This window comes from Candidatus Kirkpatrickella diaphorinae (assembly GCF_025736875.1).
Classification (GTDB): Bacteria; Pseudomonadota; Alphaproteobacteria; order Acetobacterales; family Acetobacteraceae; genus Sorlinia; species Sorlinia diaphorinae.
Genome location: NZ_CP107052.1, coordinates 1,881,631 through 1,907,346, shown reverse-complemented (window position 1 = coordinate 1,907,346; position 25,716 = coordinate 1,881,631). Strand labels below are relative to the sequence as shown.

At 57.3% G+C, this 25,716-nt stretch carries 23 protein-coding genes and 1 tRNA gene; 14 read left to right on the top strand and 10 right to left on the bottom strand.

What is annotated here, in order from left to right; translation table 11 throughout:
• The first annotated feature begins 220 nt into the window (after positions 1-220).
• From N5W20_RS08435 to murA, 5 genes are all read left to right on the top strand, one after another.
• The gene (locus tag N5W20_RS08435) at positions 221-1,369 is read left to right on the top strand and encodes a hypothetical protein (RefSeq protein ID WP_319806699.1); all 1,149 of its coding nucleotides are present in this window, start codon (positions 221-223) and stop codon (positions 1,367-1,369) included.
• A 315-nt stretch (positions 1,370-1,684) separates the two neighbouring features.
• On the top strand, positions 1,685-2,935 hold the full coding sequence (locus tag N5W20_RS08430) for a glycosyltransferase family 4 protein (RefSeq protein WP_319806698.1): 1,251 nt from the start codon (positions 1,685-1,687) through the stop codon (positions 2,933-2,935).
• Positions 2,932-3,147, top strand: coding sequence for a hypothetical protein (locus N5W20_RS08425; RefSeq protein ID WP_319806697.1), 216 nt, complete (start codon positions 2,932-2,934; stop codon positions 3,145-3,147). The genes N5W20_RS08430 and N5W20_RS08425 overlap by 4 nt, the downstream gene beginning before the upstream one ends.
• Positions 3,148-3,315: 168 nt before the next feature.
• Positions 3,316-3,867, top strand: coding sequence for a dCTP deaminase (dcd, locus tag N5W20_RS08420; RefSeq protein ID WP_319806696.1), 552 nt, complete (start codon positions 3,316-3,318; stop codon positions 3,865-3,867).
• 167 nt (positions 3,868-4,034) lie between these two features.
• Entirely contained in the window at positions 4,035-5,303 is a 1,269-nt protein-coding gene (gene murA, locus N5W20_RS08415; protein WP_319806695.1) for a UDP-N-acetylglucosamine 1-carboxyvinyltransferase, read from the top strand.
• A 48-nt stretch (positions 5,304-5,351) separates the two neighbouring features.
• Here murA and N5W20_RS08410 read toward each other — a convergent pair whose 3' ends face one another.
• Together N5W20_RS08410 and N5W20_RS08405 are read right to left on the bottom strand one after the other, a co-directional pair.
• On the bottom strand, positions 5,352-6,878 hold the full coding sequence (locus N5W20_RS08410) for a GMC family oxidoreductase (RefSeq protein ID WP_319806694.1): 1,527 nt from the start codon (positions 6,876-6,878) through the stop codon (positions 5,352-5,354).
• Entirely contained in the window at positions 6,875-7,498 is a 624-nt protein-coding gene (locus tag N5W20_RS08405) for a gluconate 2-dehydrogenase subunit 3 family protein (protein WP_319806693.1), read from the bottom strand. Before N5W20_RS08405 ends, N5W20_RS08410 begins: the two co-directional genes overlap by 4 nt.
• A 177-nt stretch (positions 7,499-7,675) precedes the next feature.
• Between N5W20_RS08405 and hisG the strand changes: the two genes are divergently transcribed.
• From hisG to N5W20_RS08370, 7 genes are all read left to right on the top strand, one after another.
• The gene (gene hisG / locus N5W20_RS08400; RefSeq protein WP_319806692.1) at positions 7,676-8,380 is read left to right on the top strand and encodes an ATP phosphoribosyltransferase; all 705 of its coding nucleotides are present in this window, start codon (positions 7,676-7,678) and stop codon (positions 8,378-8,380) included.
• Positions 8,377-9,666, top strand: a complete 1,290-nt coding sequence (gene hisD, locus N5W20_RS08395) for a histidinol dehydrogenase (RefSeq protein ID WP_319806691.1) — start codon at positions 8,377-8,379, stop codon at positions 9,664-9,666. The genes hisG and hisD overlap by 4 nt, the downstream gene beginning before the upstream one ends.
• Before the next feature lie 145 nt (positions 9,667-9,811).
• A complete protein-coding gene (infA, locus tag N5W20_RS08390) occupies positions 9,812-10,030 on the top strand; it encodes a translation initiation factor IF-1 (protein ID WP_023979930.1) in 219 nt (72 codons plus the stop codon).
• Positions 10,031-10,033: 3 nt separating this feature from the next.
• Entirely contained in the window at positions 10,034-10,678 is a 645-nt protein-coding gene (locus N5W20_RS08385) for a Maf family protein (RefSeq protein ID WP_319806690.1), read from the top strand.
• A 61-nt stretch (positions 10,679-10,739) separates the two neighbouring features.
• Positions 10,740-11,810: a ribonuclease E/G gene (locus tag N5W20_RS08380; protein WP_319806689.1), complete on the top strand. Its 1,071-nt coding sequence runs from the start codon at positions 10,740-10,742 to the stop codon at positions 11,808-11,810.
• Positions 11,810-11,995 (top strand): DNA gyrase inhibitor YacG, encoded by a 186-nt coding sequence (locus N5W20_RS08375; protein WP_319806688.1) that lies wholly within the window; start codon positions 11,810-11,812, stop codon positions 11,993-11,995. The genes N5W20_RS08380 and N5W20_RS08375 overlap by 1 nt, the downstream gene beginning before the upstream one ends.
• Before the next feature lie 50 nt (positions 11,996-12,045).
• A tRNA-Phe gene (locus N5W20_RS08370) sits at positions 12,046-12,121 on the top strand.
• A 52-nt stretch (positions 12,122-12,173) separates the two neighbouring features.
• On the opposite strand, the gene N5W20_RS08365 is transcribed toward N5W20_RS08370, so the two are convergent.
• Both N5W20_RS08365 and N5W20_RS08360 read right to left on the bottom strand, forming a co-directional pair.
• Entirely contained in the window at positions 12,174-13,364 is a 1,191-nt protein-coding gene (locus N5W20_RS08365; RefSeq protein ID WP_319806687.1) for an MFS transporter, read from the bottom strand.
• 274 nt (positions 13,365-13,638) lie between these two features.
• Positions 13,639-14,442: an OmpW/AlkL family protein gene (locus tag N5W20_RS08360; protein ID WP_408869448.1), complete on the bottom strand. Its 804-nt coding sequence runs from the start codon at positions 14,440-14,442 to the stop codon at positions 13,639-13,641.
• A 155-nt stretch (positions 14,443-14,597) separates the two neighbouring features.
• Between N5W20_RS08360 and N5W20_RS08355 the strand changes: the two genes are divergently transcribed.
• Positions 14,598-15,341 carry a Crp/Fnr family transcriptional regulator gene (locus N5W20_RS08355; RefSeq protein ID WP_319806685.1) on the top strand — a complete coding sequence of 248 codons (744 nt, stop codon included), beginning with the start codon at positions 14,598-14,600 and terminating at the stop codon, positions 15,339-15,341.
• Positions 15,342-15,365: 24 nt separating this feature from the next.
• On the opposite strand, the gene gmk is transcribed toward N5W20_RS08355, so the two are convergent.
• Together gmk and N5W20_RS08345 are read right to left on the bottom strand one after the other, a co-directional pair.
• Positions 15,366-15,998: a guanylate kinase gene (gene gmk / locus N5W20_RS08350; protein WP_319806684.1), complete on the bottom strand. Its 633-nt coding sequence runs from the start codon at positions 15,996-15,998 to the stop codon at positions 15,366-15,368.
• A 37-nt stretch (positions 15,999-16,035) separates the two neighbouring features.
• Positions 16,036-16,710 carry an MgtC/SapB family protein gene (locus N5W20_RS08345; RefSeq protein WP_319807874.1) on the bottom strand — a complete coding sequence of 225 codons (675 nt, stop codon included), beginning with the start codon at positions 16,708-16,710 and terminating at the stop codon, positions 16,036-16,038.
• 189 nt (positions 16,711-16,899) lie between these two features.
• Between N5W20_RS08345 and N5W20_RS08340 the strand changes: the two genes are divergently transcribed.
• Positions 16,900-18,390, top strand: a complete 1,491-nt coding sequence (locus N5W20_RS08340; protein WP_319806683.1) for a replicative DNA helicase — start codon at positions 16,900-16,902, stop codon at positions 18,388-18,390.
• Positions 18,391-18,438: 48 nt separating this feature from the next.
• Here N5W20_RS08340 and N5W20_RS08335 read toward each other — a convergent pair whose 3' ends face one another.
• The 4 genes from N5W20_RS08335 to N5W20_RS08320 all read right to left on the bottom strand — a co-directional run bounded on the left by N5W20_RS08335 (position 18,439) and on the right by N5W20_RS08320 (position 25,577).
• On the bottom strand, positions 18,439-19,290 hold the full coding sequence (locus tag N5W20_RS08335) for an aldo/keto reductase (protein ID WP_319806682.1): 852 nt from the start codon (positions 19,288-19,290) through the stop codon (positions 18,439-18,441).
• A 527-nt stretch (positions 19,291-19,817) separates the two neighbouring features.
• Entirely contained in the window at positions 19,818-21,935 is a 2,118-nt protein-coding gene (locus tag N5W20_RS08330) for a M3 family metallopeptidase (RefSeq protein ID WP_319806681.1), read from the bottom strand.
• A 41-nt stretch (positions 21,936-21,976) separates the two neighbouring features.
• On the bottom strand, positions 21,977-24,190 hold the full coding sequence (locus N5W20_RS08325; protein ID WP_319806680.1) for a TonB-dependent receptor: 2,214 nt from the start codon (positions 24,188-24,190) through the stop codon (positions 21,977-21,979).
• Positions 24,191-24,323: 133 nt separating this feature from the next.
• The gene (locus N5W20_RS08320) at positions 24,324-25,577 is read right to left on the bottom strand and encodes an outer membrane beta-barrel protein (RefSeq protein WP_319806679.1); all 1,254 of its coding nucleotides are present in this window, start codon (positions 25,575-25,577) and stop codon (positions 24,324-24,326) included.
• Positions 25,578-25,716: the final 139 nt, after the last annotated feature.

The following is a 25,716-nucleotide window of genomic DNA, read 5'->3' as shown; positions in this document are numbered from 1 at the left end:
AAAATCCGGAGGGGCGCAACGCAAGATTGATAGGATTTTGCGATAAATGCGACAATTTACGCTTAAGTGAGAGATTAAGGGGTTTTCAAGACAGGTATTTTACGCGTTGGCGACGCGTTCAGCTTCTGCAAGTCGGGATAATAAATTGACTCTGATTTTGAGCAGCATGAACCGGACAAGCATTCGCCAACGATTTCTGCCTCAGCAAAAATTCGGAAGCATGTCCGCGATTTCACGAAAATATTTCTTGAATGCCGCGCGCCTCGGCACGTGCTGTGCGCTTTTAATGAGCCTCACAGCCTGCGTCTCATTTGGCCCACGCTTCCTCAATCGTGACCACCTCAATTATGCACGCGCGCTCGGTGAAGCTGAGAAACACGCGATGTTGCTGAATATCGTGCGTCTACGATATGCTGATCCCCCGACCTTTCTGGAAACGACGCAGGTCATCTCCGGCTATCAGATGAATCGCACGGTGTCGGGCGGTTTCCATGCCTATCCCTCCTCTGTCGGCAGTTATCTGTTCGGGACGGGCTCAGGTTTCCTGCAGGAAAACCCGACCTTCACTTATCAGCCGATCACCGGGCAGCAATATGCTGAAAACATTATCCGGCCGATCTCCCCCGTCGTGATCATGCCGCTCAGCCTGGGCGGGCTTCCCGTGGATACGCTGCTGCGCCTGACGGCGCAGTCAATCGACGGGCTCTCAAATATCCGCGCATTAGGTGCAGGGCCGTCCGGCGGGGGCTCCGTGCGGTTTTACCTGTTGCTGCATGACCTGCGTCAGCTCCAGATTGCGGGCGCGATGACCATCCGGATCGCGGCGGATGATGGGAAGGGGCAGAAAGATCAGACCGCTGTCGGCGCGCAGACACCGCCGAAAGGCGACAAACAGCGGATTGAACATGCTTTCCTCGTTCTCACCGGTACATCTGACCCCAATTTGATCACGATCCAGAATGAAGTGCGCCGCCTGCTGCATCTGGCCCCGAATGCGGAAGAGGCCGAAATCGTTTATGGCCCTTACCCGAAGCACCCCGGCCAGATTGCGATCCTCACGCGCTCCATGTTCGCGATTCTGTCCCAGATTGCCTATGAAATGGACGTGCCTCAGAGCGATGTTGAAAAGGGCCGGACATTGGAGACGATCAACCCCGTCGGTATTGAGACGCGGCCTGACGTGGTCATCCACTCCGGCAAGAAGCTGCCCGAGGATGTTTATGACGACGTAACCTATCGTGGACGGCATTTCTGGATTGAGGAAAATGATTTCCGAAGCAAGCTCAGCTTCACGATCGTCCAGATCCTCGCAGCATTGGCGGCCACCTCCCATGGCACGGGCGCGATCATTACCATTCCGGCAAATTAAGGAGGACGCGCCCTGTGAGGGCGATTGGCCGAGGTGCTGACAGCGCCATAAGCGCCACCATCCCGCCCCGAAAGCGGAACCCTTTGAAACGCTACACGTCAAAAAGAAAACTGGAGATGACAGAATAATTGATGGACATTGCAAGTTCCGGGCGGGCAGGTGTGGTGATATCCTGACAATGCGCGCCGTCTCTTCAGGTAACGCGCATGAACTCTTTTAGCCAAGGTCAGAGTCAGATGAGTCAACTGTCCCGCATGAAGACTGTCACTTCCCTATCTTGCGATCTTCATCCATTCGCGGTTTAACCTCGTCATCATGACGATCGTTCAACCGACCATCCTTCAGGTTCTGCCTGCCCTCGATATGGGCGGCGTTGAACGTGGGACGATTGAAATGGCCATCGCCATCCAGAAAGCGGGGGCGCGGCCGATTGTAGCGAGTGAAGGCGGGCGACTCGTCCCGCGATTACAGCGCCTCAATATCACGCATGTCACCCTTCCACTCAGCCGCAAATCGCCCCTTGCAATCTGGCGCAACCGGCGCGCCCTGACCGCCCTTATCCGCAAGGAGAAGGTGGACCTCATCCATGCCCGTTCCCGCGCGCCGAGTTGGGCCGCGCTCGGCGCTGCAAAAAAGTGCAAGATCCCTTTCGTCACCACCTGGCACGGCGTCCATAAATCCGGTTTTCCGGGGAAGAAACGTTATAATTCGGTCCTGACCCGTGGTGACCGTGTCATCGCCATCAGCGATTACATTGCGCGACGCATGCGGCAGGAATTTAAAATCGGTGATGACAGGTTACGGACGATTTACCGCGGCGTGGATGTGGCGCGATTCGATCCGGATCAGTTCCTCGGGCAGCGCGTGCAAAATCTCGCGATCCGGTTTGATCTGCCGCCGGACGCAAAAATCATCCTGATGCCCGGTCGGCTCACACGGTGGAAAGGCCAGCTCCTGCTGGTTGAAGCCCTGGCCAAGCTCAAAAGCGCCCTGCCATGGAAGTGCGTTTTTGTCGGGCCTGCCGAACCTACCAGCCCCTTCGTGAAGGAACTGGAAAGCCGTATCCACGCGCATGGGCTTCAGGAGAAAATCCGGTTCGTCGGCACGCAGGACGATATGCCCGCAGTTTATGCCATGGCGGATGTGGTTGTTGTGCCCTCTCTCCGGCCGGAACCCTTTGGACGCGTCATTATTGAAGCGCAGGCCATGGGCTGCCCGGTCATTGTCTCCGGTCAGGGCGGCGCGGTGGAAACCGTGCTGGATGAGCAGACGGGGCTGGTCATCCCGCCCAATGACAGAACCGCCCTTGCACAGGCGATTGATGTTCTTCTCGACATTGATGCGGATAGTCGCGCTTACATCCGGACGACGGCGCGGCAGAATGTGATGCAGCATTACACGATGACACTCATGCAGTCCCAGACGCTTGCGGTTTATGATGAGCTGCTTCATACCGAGCTCGCGCCCATGTTGCTTCAGTCTCTGATGACGCCGGAGGAAACCTGGCCGCCGCGCCGCGCATCTTCCGCACCGCTCTCATCTCTTGCCGCGACATCAATGCCATGACCCAACCGGTGAAACCATCGCCCGCTCTGTCTCAAAAAGCTTCTTCTGATCGCGAGGCCCGCCTGGCGCGGGAGGCTGCGGCGCTGCGCGCCAACCTGCGGAAACGCAAGCAACAGGTGCGGGCCCGCGCGACCAAAGCGCCGGAGGATGAGGAAAGCGGCGATGTACCGCACCCCGCCTCAATGCGGGAGCCGCATCAGGCGGGGTCGTGATTTGTGCACCGTCCCGCCATTGCCGCTTCCCCCTGTTTTAAACAGTCGGGGCGTGATCGAAGCGTAAGAATTGCGACGCGGGTCGAAATAGGCCATCATGATTTTACGTTTTCATTTACCCCTGCGTGAAGGGCCTGGCCCTGTCTGCCTCTGGAAAGGATCGCCCCAATGCCTATCATGCCTGATAGCTGGATACGGGAAATGGCAAATACGAAGGGCATGATCTCGCCTTTCGTTGAGGCACAGAAGCGCGAAGGGGTGATTTCCTACGGCCTGTCATCTTATGGTTATGATGCGCGTGTTGGTGAGGATTTCAAGATTTTTACGGATGTTGATAATGCCGTGGTTGATCCGAAAAACTTTACGGAAAACAGTTTCGTCACGCGACGCGGCAACATCACCATTCCGCCCAACAGCTTCGCCCTCGCCCATACGGTTGAGCATTTTCGCATCCCGCGCGACGTGCTCGTCGTCTGCCTCGGTAAATCCACCTATGCGCGGTGCGGCATTATCGTCAATGTCACACCGCTTGAGCCGGAATGGGAGGGGCAGGTGACAATTGAAATCAGCAATACAACCAAATTACCCGCGCGCATTTATGCGAATGAGGGGATATGCCAGTTCCTGTTTTTCCAGGGTGCATCGCCGTGTGAAACAAGTTACGCGGATCGCGCTGGCAAATATATGGGGCAAAAAGGCGTTACAACCCCGAAATTATAGGACCGGAATGTCCTTGCACCTGTCAGACTCACGCCAGAACTGACCGGTTCATCGCAGGGACAAACAGTCAGAAAGTGATGTTTCGCCCCCGTGCGCCTGAATATCATGCGTCGGGCGCGTTGCCAGGGCGGCATCGCTATTTGTTATCAAGTGCGGGAGACATATCGTTGGATCGGTTTATCATTCGAGGCGGCCAACGCCTGTCCGGCGAGATTCATATCAGCGGCGCAAAAAATGCGGGGCTGAAATTGATGGCGGCTGGCTTACTGACGTCGGAACGTCTGATATTGTCCAACGTCCCGCAAATTGCTGATATCCGCCTGATGGCACAATTGCTGAGACAGCACGGTATTGACGTGACTGCGCAGGATGATTCCGGGCGCGTCCTCGCCATCGGGGGTGAGGTCACCTCCATCGAAGCGCCTTATGACATTGTTTCCAAAATGCGGGCCTCGATCCTTGTTCTCGGACCGCTTCTCGCCCGCATGCGCAAGGCCCGCGTGTCGCTTCCCGGCGGGTGCGCCATCGGGACGCGGCCTGTTGACATGCATCTGCGTGGCCTTGAGGCGATGGGGGCAAAAATCTCGCTCGAAAACGGCTATATCCATGCTTCCGCCCCGAAAGGTTTGCAAGGCGATAAAATCGTCCTCCCATTCGCCTCCGTCGGCGCAACTGAAAACCTCCTCATGGCCGCTACGCTTGCGAAAGGCCGCACTGAAATCATTAATGCCGCGCGTGAGCCGGAAATCAGTGACCTTGCCACCTGCCTCAATCGGATGGGCGCACGGATAACCGGGCTTGGCACGGGGAGTTTGATCATTGACGGTGTCGACGCGCTTCATGGGGCTGAACATGCGATCATGCCGGACCGCATTGAATGCGGCACTTATGCCTGCGCCGCAGGGATCACGGGCGGTGACGTGCTGCTGGTCGGCGGGCAGTTGCAGGATTTCGGCGCCGCAATCCAGAGCTTTGAGGAATGTGGCGTTGAAGTCAGCGCCGCGCCCGGTGGCATCAGGGTGCGCCGTGACCAACCTTTGCGGGGTGTGGATATTATGACGGAGCCCTTCCCCGGCTTCCCGACCGATATGCAGGCGCAATTTATGGCCATGCTCAGCATCGCTGAAGGTGCGTCCATGATTACCGAGACGATTTTTGAAAATCGCTTTATGCACGTGCCAGAACTTAATCGCATGGGCGCGCACATTAATGTGCATAAATCCTCCGCTATTATTCGGGGCGTATCGCGCCTGTCCGGGGCACCCGTCATGGCGACGGATCTGCGCGCTTCCTTCTCTTTAATTTTGGCAGGTCTTGCGGCAGAGGGAGAAACGTCGGTCAGCCGCGTCTATCATCTCGATCGCGGCTATGAAAAAGTCGATGAGAAACTTGCCGCGATCGGTGCGGACATTGCCCGGATCACCGGCGACTCGTAAGCGCGGCAATGGCTTACTATCGTCGCGACGCTTGGGCTGAGGCCGGTGTCAGTTCAGCGGCGCGCGCCCCAGAATTTTATCCGCCGCCCGCAAGCTCAACGCCATGATCGGCGCGGCCGGATTGGCGCAGGTCGCACTCGGGAAGATCGAGTGATCTGAAATCCAGAGATTTTCAATATCGAAGCTGCGCCCCCATGCATTCACGACGGCATCATCAGGGTCCGTCCCCATGCGGCAAGTGCCCATCATGTGGGCCGAGCGCTCACTCGTCCAGATATCCCGCGCGCCCGCGGCTTCAGCAATGCGCGTCATCCATAAGCCGGCATGACGGTGCAGCGCCTTCTCGTTGCAACTATAGGAGAGGGTGATCAGCGGCTTGGGCATTCCCGCCCGGCCGGTTTCATTGCTCAATATCACGCGATTATCGGGTGAAGGCAGGCACTCACCATGCGCTCCCAGTCCGATGGCATAATTATAGTCCCGTAAATAACGCGTCAGTTTTTCCCCCCAATAACCGCGCCCGCGCACAACGTTTGTCGCCCACGTCATGGGCATCATGCCGAGAGACTGGATGAGATAGCCCCCAACGAAATCGGCGTCTTTCGGGCGGATCATATCCTCTGTGATGGCAAGGGAGGGGTAACCTTTATTCGGCCGCGTCACGTGATCCACCGTGCCCCAGACCTGCGTGGATACGTGGGCCATATAATTACGCCCAACCTGATCACTCCGATTCGCCAGACCCGTATGCAGCAGAAGGCGCGCTGTCTCCACCGCGCCAGCACAGAGGATCACGCGCTGACAGCGTTGCATGACGTCTTTGCCGCCCTGCCGGTAAATCACGCCCGTGATGCGCCCCTGTGAGTCACGTTTGAAGTCATGGGCGAAACACTCCGCCCGGATCTCCGCGCCCGCCGCGAGGGCGCGCGGGATATAAGTGACATCCGCGCTTGATTTCGCCTGATTGCGACAACCTTGATGACATGCGCCGCACCCGACACAGGCCTCGCGTGTCCCCTGTTTCGCGGTGATCAGGGCGACGGGGCCATCTGCCGACTTCAACCCGATGGCCTGACATCCACGCATCATGGCCAGCGCCGCTTCATTGCGTTGCGGCGGCGGGAAGGCGTAGCGCCGCGTCGGGTCCCAGGGATAAGAGGCGGGGCCGGAAACGCCGATATCCTCTTCCACTTTAATCAGATAAGGCAGAAGCGCCTCATATCGGATCGGCCAGTCCCGCCCCTGACCTGTCTCCGTGTGTAGTGTCATGTCCCGGGCATCCAGGCGCGGCATGAAGGCCCCGTAATGCAGCGTTGAACCGCCCACCCCGGTGCCACTGTTATTTCCGCCGAAAGGTTGCGGGTTTTTACCGTCAGAGAGACGTTCCTCCAGCCAGTAAATATCCCCGGCCTGCTCCTCATCCGGTGTGTGGGTGGCGGGCGCGTGCCATTTCCCCGCTTCAAGCGCGACGACGGATAATCCGGCCTCAGCGAGGACGGCCATCATCGGGGCGCCACCTGCGCCGGTTCCGACGATAACGGCATCGACCGTTTCCGTTGTCGGGTAACGCTTCATGCGTCGGTCTCCGGGGCGTTGAGTATTGGTGGCTCCCATGGGGCTGACCCCGCCGCACCCATGATTTCAAAGCCCTGGAACGGCCCGTCCCCGCCATTGAAAACCGCGTCAATGCCAAGCTGCGCCTGAACAGACGGATGCGAGATGAAAATCTGCACGCAATCCGCGCATAAATCGGAAAACCATTGTCGCAGGTGATCCTCCGAAAGATCCTTCGTGGCCATGGCGGCGGCTTCAACTTCGTTCAACAGGACCTGGATCATCTCAATATCGGCGTCCTTGAGACGCACGCCGAGTTTCTCATGACAGACATCGTCCAGGCCGCAGAGGGCCAGTTCATAAGCCTGCCTGTCCGGCGGTAGATGGGCAAAGCGCCATCCATCGCCGGGCCCGCCGAGTCGCGCATCGATTCGGGCGGCAAGATTGAGTGCCTTACGCCCTAATAATGACTTTTGCGGCAGCACGACCGCTGTCAAAGCCTCCAGGATGGTAAAAGCGCGGTCGCTGAGATGTCGGGGTCGGTAGGGATGTTCCTTGAACGCCGCGCGGGCTTCAAGCGCGTCCCTTGTGCGCGCGGAGATGCGGTCTGATTTAAGAAGCTGTTCGTATGTGGAGGTCATTTCGGATAAAAACAATTCTGGATGAATGAAACGTCCTGCAGCGCAGGAGGAGATTCAAGCGCTCCGTCGCGGCGATGGTTGCACGAGAATTAACGCGGCCCGGGCAGCACCGTTTTTACGCATCTGATTGGAACATCTGTTTGTCTGACGGCCGAAAAATGTTAACGTTCGCCCGCAATGGTGAATGATCACACAATTCTGGCGCCAGCCATATCGGGACGGCATGGCAGGGGCATGATTCTCGCCTTGCCGAAAGGACGCATTCTTAAGGCGCTGAAACCGCTCCTCCATCTCTCAGGGTTGTTGGCAGCACCCAGCCCGACGGATGAAGCGACGCGCGCCCTGCGTTTCCCCACGACAGAGAAGCGGATTGACATTGTCCGCGTCCGTTCCTTCGATGTCGCGACATTTGTCGCGCATGGCGGGGCCGATATCGGCATCTGTGGCTCGGATGTTCTCATGGAATTTGATTATCCGGAGATCTACGCACCGCTTGATCTTGAGATCGGTCAATGTCGCATCAGCGTCGCGCGGGGTATAAACCACGCGACGGCAGCAGAAGCCCCCAGTTCCAAAATCCGCATCGCCACTAAATACCCTGCCATCGCCCGCCAGCATTTCGCGCAGCGCGGCATGAATGCCGAGATTGTGCACCTTCATGGCGCGATGGAACTCGCCCCGTCCCTGAACATGGCGCACGCCATCGTTGACCTTGTCGATACAGGGGCGACATTGCGGGCAAATGGTCTTGAAGAGACGGAGGTGATCGCGCATGTCTCATCGCGTCTCATCGTCAACCGCGTCGCCATGAAAACGCGCCCGCAGGAAGTGACCGCGCTAATTGACCGCTTCCGGGATGCTTTACGGAATAAGACCCAGTGAAAAAACTTTCCACGCGGGATGCGCAATTCCGCTCACAATTCGATACGTTGATTTCCGTTCGGCAAAGTGACGCGCAGGATGTTTCCACGCCTGTGCGCGACATTATCAATAATGTCCGCGCCCGTGGGGACGAGGCCGTCATGGCCTATACCACACAGTTCGATGGCCATGAATTACATGCGGACGCGATCGCCCTGACCGATCAGCAGCGGCGCGACGCCATCGCGCAAGTGCCCGGCGCTTTAAAAGACGCCCTGGTTTTGGCGAAAGAGCGGATTATTTCATTTCACGAGCGCCAGATGCCGCAGGACATCCTTTACACGGATGAGGCCGGTCTGGAACTGGGCCTGCGCTGGACACCTCTGGACGCGGTCGGGCTGTATGTCCCGGGTGGCAAGGCTGCCTATCCGTCCTCCGTCCTCATGAACGCCTTGCCCGCATGGGTCGCCGGGGTGAAACGCATCGCCATGTGTGTCCCCATGCCGAACGGCCACCTCAATCCCCTCGTCCTTGCCGCCGCCGATATTTGCGGCGTGCAGGAAATTTACGGCATTGGCGGGGCGCAGGCGGTGGCCGCCCTCGCTTACGGCACAAAGCGTATCCCCCCCGTTGATCGTATCGTCGGGCCGGGTAATGCTTATGTCGCGGAGGCTAAACGTCAGGTGTTCGGCCATGTCGGTATCGACTCCATCGCCGGGCCTTCCGAAGTCGTCATTGTCGCGGATAAGGATAATCGTCCCGAGATCATCGCCATGGACCTCCTGGCGCAGGCGGAACATGATGAGCGCGCCCAGGCCATCCTCATCACAAATGACGCCCGATTTGCCGCGGATGTTGAGGCCGCCGTCGCAGAGGCGCTTGAGACGCTGCCGCGCCGTCAGATTGCGGGTGCTTCCTGGGCGGATTTCGGCGCGATCATCACGGTCGCGGATTGGGATGAGGCCGCGAATCTCGTCAATGACATCGCGCCGGAGCATCTTGAAATCATGTTTGAAGATGCGGACGGGTTTTCCCGCAAGGTGCGTCATGCCGGGGCCATGTTTATCGGGCGGCATTGTCCCGAAGCGATTGGCGATTATGTTGGCGGGCCCAATCATGTTCTGCCGACAAATCGCACCGCGCGCTTTGCTTCAGGGCTTTCCGTCTATGATTTCCTGAAGCGCACCACCACGATTGGCGCCGCGCAGGACGGTTTGCAGAAGCTCGGCCCTGCCGGTGAAATCCTCGCGCGGGCAGAGGGGCTTGACGCCCATGCACAGAGTATCGCTTTGCGCCTGCAGAAGTGACGCAGGCAAACTTTGAGGCATGACAAAATTTATATGAACGGGCCGTTTTGCTTGACGGCGCCGTGCGGACTCGCACATACGCTTGAGCAGCCTGTCGCACTATGCGACATCTGAACAGAACATGAATGGAGTATCAAGGGACACAATGTCGAAGGAAGATATGATCGAGTTCAGTGGAACTGTCACTGAACTTCTACCAAATGCCATGTTTCGCGTCACTTTAGACAATGAGCACACGATCCTCGCCCATACAAGCGGCAAAATGCGCAAAAACCGCATCCGCGTTCTGGCAGGTGACCGCGTCAATGTTGAAATGACGCCTTATGATCTGTCCAAAGGTCGGATTACGTTCCGCTTTAAGTGACGCGTGGCGACCTCCCCACATCCTGCCCTGATTCTCGCCTCCGCCTCGCCGCGGCGCGTCGCCTTGCTGCGGCAGATCGGCCTGGCGCCGGACGAGATCCTTCCGGCGGAACTTGATGAGACACCGTTAAAAGGTGAGCTTCCACGTGCCTGCGCTATCCGGCTTGCAGAGGCTAAAGCACGAGTCATCGCGGACCAGCTTGACCGTCCCGCTTTGATCCTGGCGGCGGATACGATCGTGGCTGTCGGGCGTCGCATTCTCCCGAAAGCTGAGAACCCGCAACAGGCAAGAGAATATCTGGCGCTTCTCTCCGGGCGTCGTCATACCGTTTACACAGCCATTTCGATGCGCCCTTCGAAAGCCCTGACGGAAGGTCGATGCGCCTCCCGTGTGGTGGCGTCTAAAGTCGCCTTCTCCTGCCTGACGCCGCATCATATTGAGGCGTTGATTGCCGCCGGAGACTGGCAAGGCAAGGCAGGTGGCTACGCTTTGCAAGGAATGGCCGCACGCTTCATTCGCTTTATTTCCGGAAGCCCGTCCGCCGTGATCGGGCTCCCGCTTTTTGAAACGTCTCAGCTTCTGCGAGGTCAACCGCACTCTTGGTTTCGCCCGGGCATCATGGAGTCCGCGACATCTCACCGCATGTGACAGAACCGAGAGGGCAAGGCGGTTTGACGACCTCAGAACGCCCGAGGGAAGAATGGCGGCCATGATGAAAATCGCGGTGGATTGGAGCCCCGGAGAGGCGCGCATCGCCGCCCTCCTTGATGGCGTGCTCGTTGATTTTTCACTGTGGCGCCCCGGTAAACCGGATGGCTTCGGCGATATTCATTGCGTGCGGATCATCCGCCCCGTTCCCATTATGAAAGGCGCTTTCGGCCGGATATTGTCGGGCGAGGATGTGTTTGTCACCGGCATCTTTCCGGAAGGTGCTTCGGTGACAGCCCGCGTCACCCGCGCCGCGCAGGGCGGCAAGGGCGCGCGCCTCCAGCCACTCCAGTCTGACGCCATATGCGACGCGCCGACCTGCCTTCAGCAAGGGCCGAGCCCGTTGGAGGAAATGGCCGCGCGCTATCCTGAAGCCCGGATCCTCATTGATACGCCCTCCCTCGCGGCCCGTCTGTCGTCAGACCTGCGCCCACGGTTGGAACGTGTCGCCTGCGCCTTTGACGAGGATATAAAGGACCAATGCAGCGCCCTCACGCATGAGGACATCGCTCTCCCCGACAATATGAGCGCGCACGTGACGCCAAGCGCGGCGCTTTGCGCGATTGATCTTGATGACGCGGACACCGCCGCCGCCTCGGCCCGATCGCAATTTGACCGGAATGTCGCGATCTTCCCGACGCTTGCCCGGGAGATCCGCCTGCGCAACATCAATGGCGTCATCCTGATCGACCCGGCGGGCGTACCGACACGCAAGCGCGCTGCACTGATCCCCTTTTTGCAAGATGCTTTTCGGGATGATCCACTAAAACCGCATGATTTCGGCGCGACACCGTCTGGCTTGCTGGAATTAACCCGGCCACGCCGTCGACCCCCTTTGCATGAGCTTCTCTCATCACCACACGGTATTGGGCTCGCCGCTTTGCGGCAGGTCGTGCGCACTTTGTCGGGCATGCCCACCCATCATAAATTATGTCTGAAAGCGTCCTTCGCCATCATTGATGCTTTGCAAAAGGATGTCGCAGCTCTAGAAGATGTGTCGCGAATCCTGGGATATGAACTTCCCCTGATGGCCATTCCGGATTACCCTCCCGCGCATTGGAGTTTTTCCTGATGTCGCAATGCCCGATCTGTCGTAAAGACAGTGTCGCCCTTTACCGTCCCTTCTGCAGTAAACGTTGTGCCGATCTCGACCTTGGCAACTGGTTTCGGGGGAATTACCGCGTTCCGTCGGCGCGGGAAGATGAAATCCCGTCTTACGAGGAAAGTGAGGGTGAAAAAGATCAAGATGCCACTTGATCAACCCTCCCACATCCACTAAACCGTGCGCAGCGCCATTGGGGCGCTGTGCCCAAGTAGCTCAGTTGGTAGAGCATGCGACTGAAAATCGCAGTGTCGGTGGTTCGATCCCGCCCTTGGGCACCATCTGCCTTACTCAGAGGCGTGGCCCCCCTTTACGCCGATTGATGACAACGCGTCATTGTGCCTCAGTGCGACGCGGCGCGAACGCCCCCGTTCCGGCCCGCAGGACGATCATAATTCCCACGCAGATGATCGGGATCATCGAAAGGCTGATGGCTTTCGGGCCGCCATGCGTCAACGCCACCCCGCCCCACAATCCTGCCAGTGTGATCGCGCTGTTCCAGACGGTGGAAATCATTGCACTGGCGAGATCAATCCCTTCCCCCGCGACGGAAGCTGACGCTAATTGGATGAATGTCCCGGCCCCGCCATAGGACAGGCCCCAAAGCACCATGATCATAATGACGACATAAGGGTGCTGCGCGAAAAGTGAAGCCACGACCGTCATCAGCAGGAACATGGAGAGTGCCAGCAGGATAATGGTCTTCAGAGGTTTTTCCGTCAGTACCCCGGCAAGCCAGACTCCTGCCAGCGAAGACACACCGAATAAAAGCAGTAATGCGCTGACATGCGTCTGCAGGCCGGAGATTGACGTGAAAGGCGCAATATAAGTGTAGAGGATATTATGCGCCCCCACCCAGGCCATCGTCAGGGACAAAACGGTGATGATGCCGGGAATTTTCAGGACCTTCAGGGGGGACAAACGTTTGTCGTCACGTTGTCCGGCGAGGTCGGGCAGGCGATATGCCACCCAGAGAGCCAGTAAGAAGGCCACGCCGGAGATAAAAAGGAACGCCTCCCGCCAGCCGACCAGATTCCCCACCGCGACACCGGTCGGCGTCCCGACGGAAAAAGCCAGCGGCGCGCCCGCCATTGCAATGGCCAGCGCCTTGCCTTGCAGGCGCGATGTCACCAGCCGTTTGGCGTATCCTGCCTGAAGCCCCCAGACCAGCCCGGCGCATAACCCGGCAAGAAAGCGCGCCGAGAGGATAAGGCTAAAATGGTGCGTTATGGCCGTGATGGTGTTCATGACCAGAAAGCCGGTGATGCCAAGGAGCAATAATGGTTTACGGCGAAAACCCTGCGTCAAAGCCGTGAGGGGCAGCGCCGCAATTGTCGAACCGAACGCATATATCGTCACCATCTGGCCCGTCATGGCGCTCGAAACATGGAGCTCTGATGCGATCGTCGGCATCAGGCCTGCGGGCATTGTTTCGGTGATGATCGCCAGAAAACCCGCCATCGCGAGCGCAACAAGTTCACCAACAGGGAGCTTGTCCCGCGGTGACGTTAAAAGCGTTGACACGCCTCACCCTTCCCTAATGCGCTGTCTGATCTGATGAGGCCTGTCCGAGAAAATTTGGTGCCCCGACATGATGGCGCTTGATGGGCACGCCAACCCATCTATCGCGCGCCTGATTTCACGATGTCAGCTCATGCCACAAGCGCTTGGGGTCAGGCAAGAACGGTGCTTCACGGTGGCAACGCCGACGTGCCACGTCAAACGCGAAAACGGCCCGGAAACCGGGCCGCTGCTTGAAGATCCGCACGTGATCGCGTCGGAAATGACGGTTTCGCGTTTAGAACCGATATTCAATACCGGCTGCGACGAGCGTCGGATTGAGCGCGTTATGCGCCTTGATGAAGGTCGGGCTACCATTATCATTGGCCCATGCATGCATACGCATGAAGATCTGCTTGACGTCGAAATTGAAAAACCAGTTTCCGACGAGCTGATAATCAAACCCGGCATTGACGGATGGGCCACCTGTGAAGCCGACATTAAGCTTCTGCACAACGCCACCAGCAGGGCTCATATTATGAAACCAGGCCAGAGTTCCGCCGACGCCGATATACGGGTTGAAGCGCTTATGCGGACGGAAATGCCACGCGAAAGTGATGGTCGGCGGAAGGACCCAGGCACTGCCCACATCGATCTTGCCCAAAGGTGTCCCTTGCGCCGCAACCTCGTGACGCGAGCTGGCCGCGATGAGATCGACGGAGAGATTATCCGTCAGGAAATACATGAAGGTCAGTTCCGGCATGACCTGGTTTGTCGTTGAAATGTGGCCCGATATCGGTTTGTTCGCGAGCCAGACTTTACTATCCATGTCCTGCGGCAGGACACCCAGCGCGGAAAGGCGGACGATGAAATCACCCTTGCCGAAGCCGATCTTGGTGGAGGAACAGGTTTTGAAGATCCCGCAAGCATGGTCCGACATCGCGGCCTTCGGCGGCATGACCTGCGAGGTCGTCAATGGTGCATTGACGTAAGCCGCGCTGGCCGGAGGCGCTGCCTGTTGCGCATGGGCGACCTGAAACGTCGCCGCCGAGAGGAAGGAGCCTGTTATGGCGGCCAGGCAGCTTTTGATGGAGAAGGTCATATCGCACCCTGATAAAGCAATTTCAACGGCGCAGTTATTTGACAGAAAGTAAAAGGCTTCCTTGATCAGGATCAATAGGCTATCCTTAATTTCAAACCGTTGCAGTAATACCACATATGTGGCGCAGGCGCTGAATGATGAATTTTTCTCCTTGTATGCTAAAACCCGAATCCGAGACGCCGTTACTTCCCAACGGTAAGGGAGAATGCACCATCTGTGCCGCACGGGAGCGCAGTATCTGTGCGATTTTCGAGCCGGCCCAATTGCCGGAGCTTGAGAAACATCTCCAACGCGTCGCCTTCCCTGCGGGAAAAGTGTTCATTGAGGAGGGAAGCGAGGCGGACCGCTTTTATGTCGTCACTCAGGGCCATGTGCGCTTATTCAATTCCATGCCGGACGGGCGACGGCAGATCACCGGCTTCGCCACCGCAAGCGACTTTATCGGCCTGGCCAGTTGCAAAAATTTCGCGTTCAGTGCCGAGGCCCTGACCCCTTTGCGCGCCTGCCAGTTTTCCGTCTCTGAGATGAGTTTCCTGCGGCGCCATTTCCCGGCGCTTGAAAAACGCCTGCTTGAAGAAGCCTCGCGCGAGCTTGTCCGTGCGCAGAGGCGCATGCTTCTGCTCGGTCGCAAAACCGCCAGTGAGCGCCTTGCCAGTTTTCTGAGAGAGCGCTTCCTTCTCAACAAGGCGGCGCTCGGCCACCTTGCCCTGCCCATGACGCGGATGGATATCGCCGATTATCTGGGCCTGACCATCGAGACGGTCAGCCGCACCTTCTCCGCATTTCAACGGCAGGGGTTGATCCATATCCCCCACACGCGCAACGTTCTGATTCAGGATATTGAGGCGTTATCAGCGCTTGCCGATGGTAATACCACGTCAAAGCGCCGTCACTTCTGACGCTCAAAGCCGCGATTGCGCGCCTCAGGACGGAAAAAAACGTTTTGTGAACGCGTTCAAGCCAACCTGCCGCGCCGTACGCAGCCGCGCCGCCCTTAACACCGCTTTCGTCTGACGTATCGCGTGGTCGAGATCATCATTGACAATATTATGGTCAAATTCCGCCCAATGCGACAATTCATTCTGCGCGGCACGCATCCGGTTCTCAATTGTCTCATTGGAGTCGGATTGGCGTCCGCGCAGGCGACGTTCCAGTTCCTCAATTGAGGGAGGGAGGATGAAGATGCTCACGACATCGTCGGGCAAGGCGGCCCGCATCAAACGGTGTCCCTGCCAGTCAATATCAAAGACCATGTCATAGCCATCCGCGAGCGCTTCTTCGACCGGGCGGCGCGGCGTGCCGTAACCATGGCCGAACACTTCCGCCCATTCCAGCAGATCGCCCTGTGCGATCATCTCGTCATAAGCTTTCCGGTCGCGGAAATGGTAATGCACGCCCTCTTTCTCGCCCGGGCGCGGTAGACGGGTCGTCACGGAAACGGAATGCATCAGACGTGACTCAGACGCACGCAAGGCGTTGGCGATCGTTGATTTCCCCGCACCGGATGGCGCGGAAATAATCAGACACACACCGCGCCTTTTGATCGAATCGTTCATGCAAGCAACCTTTGCCGCCGCGCAACCCGTGCAGCTATCAGACCCATCTTTTACTCGGCTCCTCGCTCCAGGCCGTTCGGACACCACTGACCTGCATGAGATTATTGATCAGGGCGCCGTAATCGCTTCGACCGCGCAGTAGAAACGACAGGGCAAGATATCCCTTATTATTGTTTCGATCCTGGCGCACATGCAGGACCTCATACCCCCCGCGCCGGATCGCATCCTGCACGCGGCCGCTCAAACTGGCCTCATCATCCCCCCTGACGACGATAACGCCGTCATTGACACGATTGCGCATGATGCGCCCGACAAATTTATGCGTCAGAAGCATGACGGCGAGGTAACAGAGCGTTGTGAAAATCGCGACGACGACCATCCCCGCGCCCGCCGCCATCCCCAGCGCCGCCGTCAGCCAGACGGAAGCCGCCGTTGTCAGGCCGCGCACCGTATCGCGCCGCATGAAGATGACACCACCGCCGATGAAGCCCAGACCTGACACGATCTGCGCGGCGACACGTGACGGGTCGAGAACGACGCGGCCCGACGAGAGCACGTCGGTGAAACCATATTTGGAGACGATCATGAAGAGCGCTGCCGCAACTCCGACCAGCGTATAAGTGCGGAAACCCGCGCTCTTCTGGCGGTATTCCCGCTCAAGCCCGATAATCGCGGAAAGGATGAAGGCGAGGATCAGTTCCATCACCTGCATCCACCCATCACCATTATTCTGCCCGACGGGCCAGATCGATATCAAGGGCCGCGCCTCCCCGGTTTTTGTAATTCACGATGCGTAGGGCTACCCACTTGGCCTCTCGCAACGTTATAACGACTGGACACGTGAAAGGGAACCACATGCCCTTCATGGACGACCCCGTGAGATGCCGAGATAACCCTGCCCATGACTGATAAAACCGCAACCGATACATTGCTCGATGAACTTGTCCGCCGCACCCCGCCCGCCAATCTGGAGGCCGAGATGGCATTGCTGGGCGCGCTTCTGACGAACAACAAAGCCTATGAGCATGTCTCGGATTTTCTGGCGGCAGAGCATTTCGCGAATGCAGTGCATGGCAAGATCTACGGCGCAATTGCCCGGCGGATTGATCGCGGGATGTTGGCAGACCCAATCACGATGCGGGCGGATTTTGAACATTCCGGGATGTTGGAGCCGGTGGGCGGCACCGCTTATCTGGGGAAATTGCTCGCCTCCATGGTGGGTATCGTCAATGCGGGAGAGTATGGCCGCGCCATCCATGATGCCTGGATCAGACGGCAACTCATCGATATTGGTGAAAACGTCGTCAATAATGCCTATGGCGCCACGACGGAGCTCGCGGGCTCTGAGCAAATTGAGGCAGCGGAAGAAACGCTTTTCAAGCTCGCGACGGATAAGGGGCAGGATGGCGGGTTTGTCGCGTTTGATCGCGCACTGGCAACCGCGTTGGAGGTGGCGGAACATGCTTTTCTCCGCACGGGTGATGTCAGCGGCCTGACATCCGGCTTGCGGGATTTTGATAAGAAAACCGGCGGGCTGCACCCGTCCGACTTGTTAATTATCGCCGGGCGTCCCGCGATGGGCAAAACGGCGCTGGCCACGAAAATCGCTTTTTCCGCCGCGCGCGCCTTGATGCAGGAAGCGGCGGACAGCAACACGCAGCCGCGCGGTTCGGTCGCGATTTTCTCGCTCGAAATGTCATCGGAGCAGCTTGCGACACGTATCCTCTCCGAGCAGGCGGAAATTTCGAGTGAGCGCATTCGTCGCGGGGATATTGGTCAGAAGGAATTTGACCGGTTCGTCCGCGTGACGCGTGAACTCCAGGAATTACCCCTCTTTATCGACGAGACGCCGGCCATCAGCCTCTCCGCGATGCGGACGCGCTGCCGCCGTCTGGCCCGCACGAAAGGGCTGAGCCTCGTTGTGGTGGATTACCTGCAATTGATGCGCCCCGCCGTCGGAACGAGGCCGGAAAGTCGCGTGCTGGAAATCTCATTGATCACGCAGGGGCTGAAAGCGATCGCGAAGGAATTATCCGTGCCGGTGATCGCGCTGTCTCAGCTTTCCCGACAGGTGGAATCGCGGGAGGATAAAAGGCCGATGCTGTCGGACCTGCGTGAGTCCGGCTCGATTGAGCAGGATGCCGATGCCGTCATGTTCGTCTATCGCGAGGAATATTACCTTAAACAGCGTATGCCCAAAGAGACGACTTATGAAGGCGCGGAAAAATATCAGGCGGCTTTGGATGACTGGCACCGAAAAATGGACCTCGTCCATAATAAGGCCGAACTGATCCTGGAAAAACAGCGTCACGGCCCGACCGGAACCATCCCCCTTTACTTTGAAGGAGAGTTTACGCGCTTCGCTGATCTCGACACGCATCATGAGGTGTGACGGCACCCTTTTGGACAAAGAGCGCCGCCAGTTCGGATTGGAACTGCCTTAGAAATCCGCTGTCATCGGGTCAGGCCCGACGCGTCCGTCAGCGCGGTCCATTTTTTCAATGTCAGCGAGGTCGGATGCGTCCAGACGGAAATCGAACACGTCGATATTTTCCCGGAGGCGCTGGTGGTTCGATGATTTCGGGATGACGACAAGGCCCTGATCAAGATGCCAGCGTATCACAATCTGTGCCGGTGATTTCCCGTATTTCTTCGCGATCTTCTGGATCACATCAGCATCGAGATTGGCGCCACGCCCAAGGGGACTCCAGGATTCTGTGATGATCCCGTGTTTTTCATGAAAGGCGCGCAAGTGACGCTGCTGAAAAGCCGGGTGCAGCTCAATTTGATTAATGACTGGCACTTCACCCGTTTCATGAATGATCCGCTCAAGGTGTTCAACATTGAAGTTTGAAACGCCGATTGACTTAATGCGGCCCTCTTTTTTCAGTTCAATAAGCGCCTTCCATGTCTCGACATAGAGGTTGTTTTTCGGCGCGGGCCAGTGGATGAGGTAGAGGTCCAGCACGTCAAGGCCGAGCTTCTTCATGCTCTCATCAAAGGCGCGGCGGGCCGCATCATAGCCGTGGCCCGTATTCCATAATTTGGTCGTGACAAAAAGGTCACGATGGCGTTTGACCGCCTGACCGACGCCCTCCTCATTATGGTAAAATGCGGCGGTGTCGACCATTTTATACCCGACCCCGGCCGCGAAATTGACAATCTCCGCCGTTTCATCCGCCGGCGTCTTATAAACGCCGAGGCCAAGTTGCGGGATGGCTTTTCCATCAAGCATTTTGAGTGTGAAATCCGGCGCATCCGCATGCTGAATGGTGGGTTCAGGTTTCGGCATAAAAGCCTCCTTGTCGTCTTTTGCAAGTCATGTGAAATCTCGTGCCTGTCAGCGCGGGGATGTTCAGACGCGTGAGACACGCGCGCCGCATCCCGGTTCGGCAAGCATCCTGATTAAAAAGAGCCAAGCGCGGTTCGCCCGGTTTTCAAACGAGTCAACGCCCAGAAGGCGGGGTGCATATGCCGCATCCCACTCTCCCAATCCTGCCAAGTCTGACAGGATGAGGAGATCGTCACGGCCGCCCCCTTCTGCGTGAGGCCCGGCTTGCGCCATGCCGTGGCCGCTTCGGACCGGGTATAACCCCTCAAACTCAACCTTCTTTCCGAACCTCATCGTCCTTCGCGTGACGCGCCTGTTTGAACTCTCCCGTCATAAATAAGAAGGTAAACTGCAATTTAAACCCTCATCTGAGGCTTTCCCTCCTGATGCGCGTGCTGCGCACGTCGTCGACAGGGTTGAGGGCGGCGCGACTGCGTTATCTTTATCATGACCGCGCAGCGCACCCCTTGCAGATCGCAGATGGATGATCAATCCGCTCTCAGCCCGTAAAAGTCGAGCATGGGCTTGATGTCGGGCGAATGACCCGTGAAGGCTTCAAACATCGCGTCGTAATCCTCCGTATGACCACGGGAGAGCACGAGGTCCCGGAAGCGCTGGCCATTCGCCCGCGTCAAACCGCCATGCTTCCTGAACCAGTCAAAAGCGTCATGGTCCAGCATCTGGGTCCAGAGATAAGCGTAGTAACCGGCCTGATATCCATTCCCCCAAATATGCAGGAAGTAGGAGCTGCGATAACGCGGTGGCACATGGGCCGTGTCGAGCCCGCTTTTTTCCAGCATGTTGCTTTCGAACCGATCAACATCCTTGATTTTGCGATTAGGCGACATGGTGTGCCACTTCATATCCAGCATAGCGGCGGATACGACTTCACCCAAGCGGTGACCCGCATTGAAATGACGTGCGTCAAACAGTTTTTTCTGCAATGACTCAGGCATGGTCGCGCCGGTCTGGTAATGGCGGGCATAATGGGCGAAGACTTTGGGGTAAAGCGCCCAGTTTTCGTTAAATTGCGACGGAAACTCCACAAAGTCGCGCGCGACGTTTGCGCCGGAAACGGAAGGGTAAACCTGATCGGCGAAGAGTCCGTGCAAAGCGTGCCCGAACTCATGAAACATCGTGATCACATCATCGAACGTGATCAATTGCGGCTGGCCCGGCGCTGCCTTGACGAAATTGCCGACATTATAAATGACGGGTTTCTGCTTCAGAAGCTTCGATTGCTCCACGAAATTCGACATCCATGCGCCGCCAAATTTATTGTCGCGCGCAAAATAGTCGAAATACATCAGCCCGAGAGGCGCATCATCCTTATCGCGCACCTCATAAACCACCACGTCGGATTGATAGACCGGAATATCATGGCGCTGATTGAAAGTGATGCCGTACAACGATGTCGCGGCGTAGAAAACCCCGTCTTCAAGCACGGTCTTCAGCTCAAAATAAGGTTTGAGATCATCCTCACTATAGCCCAGCGTTTTCCGACGTAATTTATCCGCGTAAAAATCCCAGTCCCAAGGCGCGAGGCTGAACGTGCTGCCTTCCGCCTGTATCAATTGCGTGAGGGCCTGCTCCTCCTCATCCTGCGCGGCGCGGGTCGGCGCGACAAGTTGGTTCATGAAGTCATTCGCCGCTTCCGGCGTTCTGGCCATCTGATTTTCCAACTGATAAGCGGCGTAATTCCTGAAGCCGAGCAGCCGCGCCTTTTCGGCCCGGAGGTGCGCGATGCGCACGATCAGCGCGCGCGTGTCATTGCCATCATTCTGTTCCGCACGCGTCCAGCTCTTCTCAAAGAGAGCGTGGCGCGTCTCACGATCTTTCAGGACGGCAAGCGACGGCTGCTGTGTCGTATTCTGAAGCGGCAAAAGCCACCGCCCTTTATGCCCCGCCGCCCCTGCCGCATTATATGCCGTGCTCAACGCATTTGCGTCGAGGCCGCTGAGTTTCTTCTCAACATCGACGACAAGCCCCGCCGCTTTGGTCGCGGCCACCAGCTTTTGCTGGAAAGATGATTCAAGGACAGAGAGCTTGCTGTTCAGATCTTTCAGGCGGGTCTTTTCCCGCGATGACAATGAGGCACCGGCATGGAGGAAACGATGATACCACTCCGTCAGGACATGCATCTGCTCCTGCGTCAGGTCCAGGCTGTTGCGCTTATGAAAGACGGTCGCCACGCGATTGAAAAGCGCGGTGTTGAGATAAATTTCATCCTCATGCTGCGTGAGGAGGGGCGCAAACTTTGTCTTGATGGCGTCGAGGCGCGGGTTGCTGTTGGCGCTGTAAAGATTATCAAACGTCATATCGACGCGGTGCAGCGTGCTCCCGGCGCGCTCAAGCGCTTCAATCGTATTGACGAAATCCGGGCGATCCGGGTTGGCGGTGATGGCGTGGATCTCGTTATTCTGCTCCTGCATCCCCTGCTCAAAAGCCGGCGGGAAATCCGCATCGGTGATCAGGTCGAAACGCGGCGCTTCATAGGGAAGAGTGCTGGGTTGAAGGAGAGGATTCGTGCGCGCCAGGGCACTGCTCCCCATAAGCGCGAGAACGGCAAATGCACCGGCCATGTGGCGCGGGTGGAGGATACCCATTTTGATCCCTTCCTCTTTTGTTGGTTACAGCAGGGTCGAGCTTACAATGAAAACCGCGCATTCAGGAAGATCGTGCGTGGCATCCCGACAAAAAGATAATCCGTCTGTAGAAACCCCCAATAATTCAGGTTCTGCACGTTATCCATTTCTGCCTGTAACGACACATGATGGCGCGCCACATCCATATCGTAGCGCGCCCGGAGGTTCAGAAGGGTATAATGCGGCACTTTATAAAGATTACGGCTGTCCCCCCACATTGACGACGTGTGATGCACCTCCGCCTCAACCGAAAATCCCGGGAGATACGCAAAGCCCTTATGGAGCGTGAACATATTCTGCACGGTCGGGACACCTTCAATCGCGTTCCCAACGATACCGGGGTCGGCCCTTGTGTAACGCCCATATTCCATCCCGATACTATCTGACAGCACAAACCCCGCGGGGAGACGCCATTTGGCCGCCCACTCCGCACCGCAATAGGTCGTTGACCCATCAGATACGAAGACATTCTGCGCATTGGCATATTGGGCACCCCGCGTGATCTGATAAAGCGCGGCGGTCATTGACCATTTTTTCCGATCGATTTTCGCCCCGAGTTCCACTTGATCTGACCGGATGGGGGGCAGGTTGGCGAAAGCATTGACGTAATTCGTCGCAACCGTGCCGCCGCTCTCCAATGCCTGGACGTAACTCACATAAAAGGTCGTATTCCGCCACGGATGATAGAGCAGGGCGACAGTCGGGGTCAGCGGATGGGCACGCTCGGACGTTGAGATTTGCTTGGCATCCCAACTTTTCTGGCCGAAAATCGTGTAACGCAATCCGGCGAGCAGGGACCATTGCGGGCTGAAATCCAATGTGTCACTGAGGAAAAACCCGGTCTGGTCCGAGTGGTAGGTGCGGTATGTCGCCGTGTTGAACGATCCCTGCCAGGTTCGAGGCAGAATGGGGCGATAGAGATTCTGCATCCCGAGATTGATCGTTTTAAAGTCATAAGGGAGGAATTTCTCCAACCCCTGCCAGGCGATCCCGGCCGTCACGTGATGGCGCCAGGCGCCGGTTGCGACCTGCCCCGTTAAAATCACCTGTGTCTGGTTATAGGCGGCCCAACTGCCGGGATTGGTGCGTAAAAGCGCGTCGTAATTACCGCTTCGATCCTGAAGCGGCATCCATTCACCCTTATAGCGCCGGTAATCCCGACTATGGCTGTAATCAGTGCGCAGATTCCAGCTGTCACGAATATGCCATTTCAACCCCGTGCCGAGGAAAATCGTGTGCGACGTGAAAAACGTGCCGGGATTGACCGTCAGGTTTTTATGTCCACTGATCGCGGGGGGGAGCGGCCCCTTTCCGAAGGATGATGGATCAGCGATGTAAAAATTCTGGATTCCCTGGTTAATGACGCGGCTCTGATAGAGCGCATCCGCCGTCCAGGTCAGGTTATGCGTGAGCCTGACATCGGTGGAGAGAGAACCGGAATAACGTTTGAGATGGGACCCGTTATAGGTTGGCCCCTCCTCATGCGTGAGGTTGAGACGGTAACCCACGATATCATTCCTGAAAAACCGGCCTCCCACATCGAGATGCTGCAACATGACGGCGTTGGCGCTATAGCCGATATCGACTGACAAGGTCCGCCGTTCCGTCGGCTTCTTCGTGACAAAATTGGCGATCCCGCCAGGCGCGTTGAACCCGTACATGAACCCGGAAGCCCCTTTGAGGAGCTGGATCGACTCAAAACTTTCAACCGGGAGTTCAACCGTCGTCATGAAAAACGGTGTGCCGTTAATCTTATAACCATTATAATCGTCAAGCGGGATGCCGCGCACATTGAGGGAATAGGCGTTCATGGAATATGTGTCGCCCAGACGGACGACCGACCCATCATTCTCAAAAACGCGCCCCAGTGATTTAACCTGACGGTTCTTCAGGCTGGCCTCGTTGATGACCGTGACGGAGTAGGGCAGATCCAGGATGCGCCGGTTGCCGAGCGCACCATTATCGACAAGCGATGCCCGCGCCCGAACCTGTACCCGCTCCTCCCCTTTAGCCTCCAGCGCCGACTTGTTCCCGGGGGGCAGCGTTGCTACTGGCGCCTTTTCTTCCGCTTGATGTCGGCGCTGCATGGATGAGTGATCATCTCGATGGCGGGGCCGGAAAGAGGGCCGCTCCTCCGCATGGGCGAGGTCACCGCAAACCACGATGCTGATCAGGGGCCAGAGCATTTGGGATCGTTGGGAAGCGATGAAGGTCATTGCACGACTCTGTTTAGTGGATCGTTAATATCCAACTTATGCAGCAGTGCTTTTATGCGATCAACTCACCCATATCGTTTAATGCGGGGCACTGTGGCGAACTTGCCATGGGCACGCCCACCACCCCGCTTATTCAGAACCCGATCATGGCATCGCCGCCGAAGGTGAACATGCCGGCATTCCGCCCCGCATTGAAAGGGGACGTCCCGTTCAGGGAGCGGTCAAACCTGATCTCCGGTCGCAAAGCGAAGACGCGCAGATTTTTCAGGACAGGGGGGCGGTACGTCAGGCCGAGCGTCAGCGCACCGTAAGTTGTCGGCGGCGCGGTTTCAGCAGGCGCGTAATTATTGAGAAAGGCATTCATGTAGGCGCGATTATTCAGAAAGCTCACGACAAACGCTCCGCCATTATCGCGATAGATTTCGCCGCGGTAATTGAGAGAGAGGTTCGGTGAAATTTTGTAACTCAGGAAGGAGACAAAGCTATAAGCCTCCGCCCGCAGGCCGACATCATGCAGGAAATTGAGTTCCCCTGTGAGGGAGAGGCGATCATTGACGTCATAACGGACGGAAAGGTCATTCCAATAACGCTGCGCGCTATCCGCCCGGATCCCTAACGCATTGACCGAATCCTCCGGCCCGAGGCGCGACAAGCCATTGATTGTCATTTTACCATGGGCGAGGCCCGCAAGCGTAAATCCCAGATATCCCGCCATGCTGGTATTACTTGCATTGCGCCCCCAGGTGGACTGATTGCCCGTATCAATCCCGAAATGAATATCGAGATCGGAGGTGACATGCCAATGCGCCATCGCCCCCAGATGCTCAAACGGCACGGAATATTGCGATGTGTAAGCGAGCGTATAGAAAGGCCGCGCCGAGGGATCCAGAACTTCAACCCCCATCGGGGCCTGAAGAATACCGAGATTAAGATCGACCCCGTGCGGCGTCACCCATGGAAGATGGACATCCAGATGCGCCTGGGCCGGGATCAACTGATATCGGTCCGATGTCATGTGATCCGACACGCCCAGCAGATGGTAGTAACGCGCATCCGACCCGTAAAGGCCCTGAATGACGAAGCCGATCTGATATTTCTGCACGGCGTCATCCAAGGCGCGGGACAGCGTCAGACTGACCTGATTCAACTGGGCCTGATTGGCGTGATCCGCGAGAAAATCGCCGAAATTAATGCCGCTGGCGGGACGCGCCAGGTTGGCCATGATCCCCCCTTCCATCAAGCCCTGAAGCGTGACATCCCGGAGCCACCTATTCGGCGCGTGCGCAAAAACATGGATGTCGGCGCGGGAGACCGGGGCGAAGGAAACCACGCTGAGGAAGGTTATTGTTACGATAACGCAATATTTAAGGCCGCCCGAAAACTTCATAAGAAATGGTCCTTCACATGGCCGGAAAAGCGCGCCCGATCATCATCGCGGCATTTTCATAGAATGCATTTCCCGCGATTCGATGCAATATCAAAATGAAATTTTAACGATGCGCGTGACGCTGATTTGAAACTTCAGC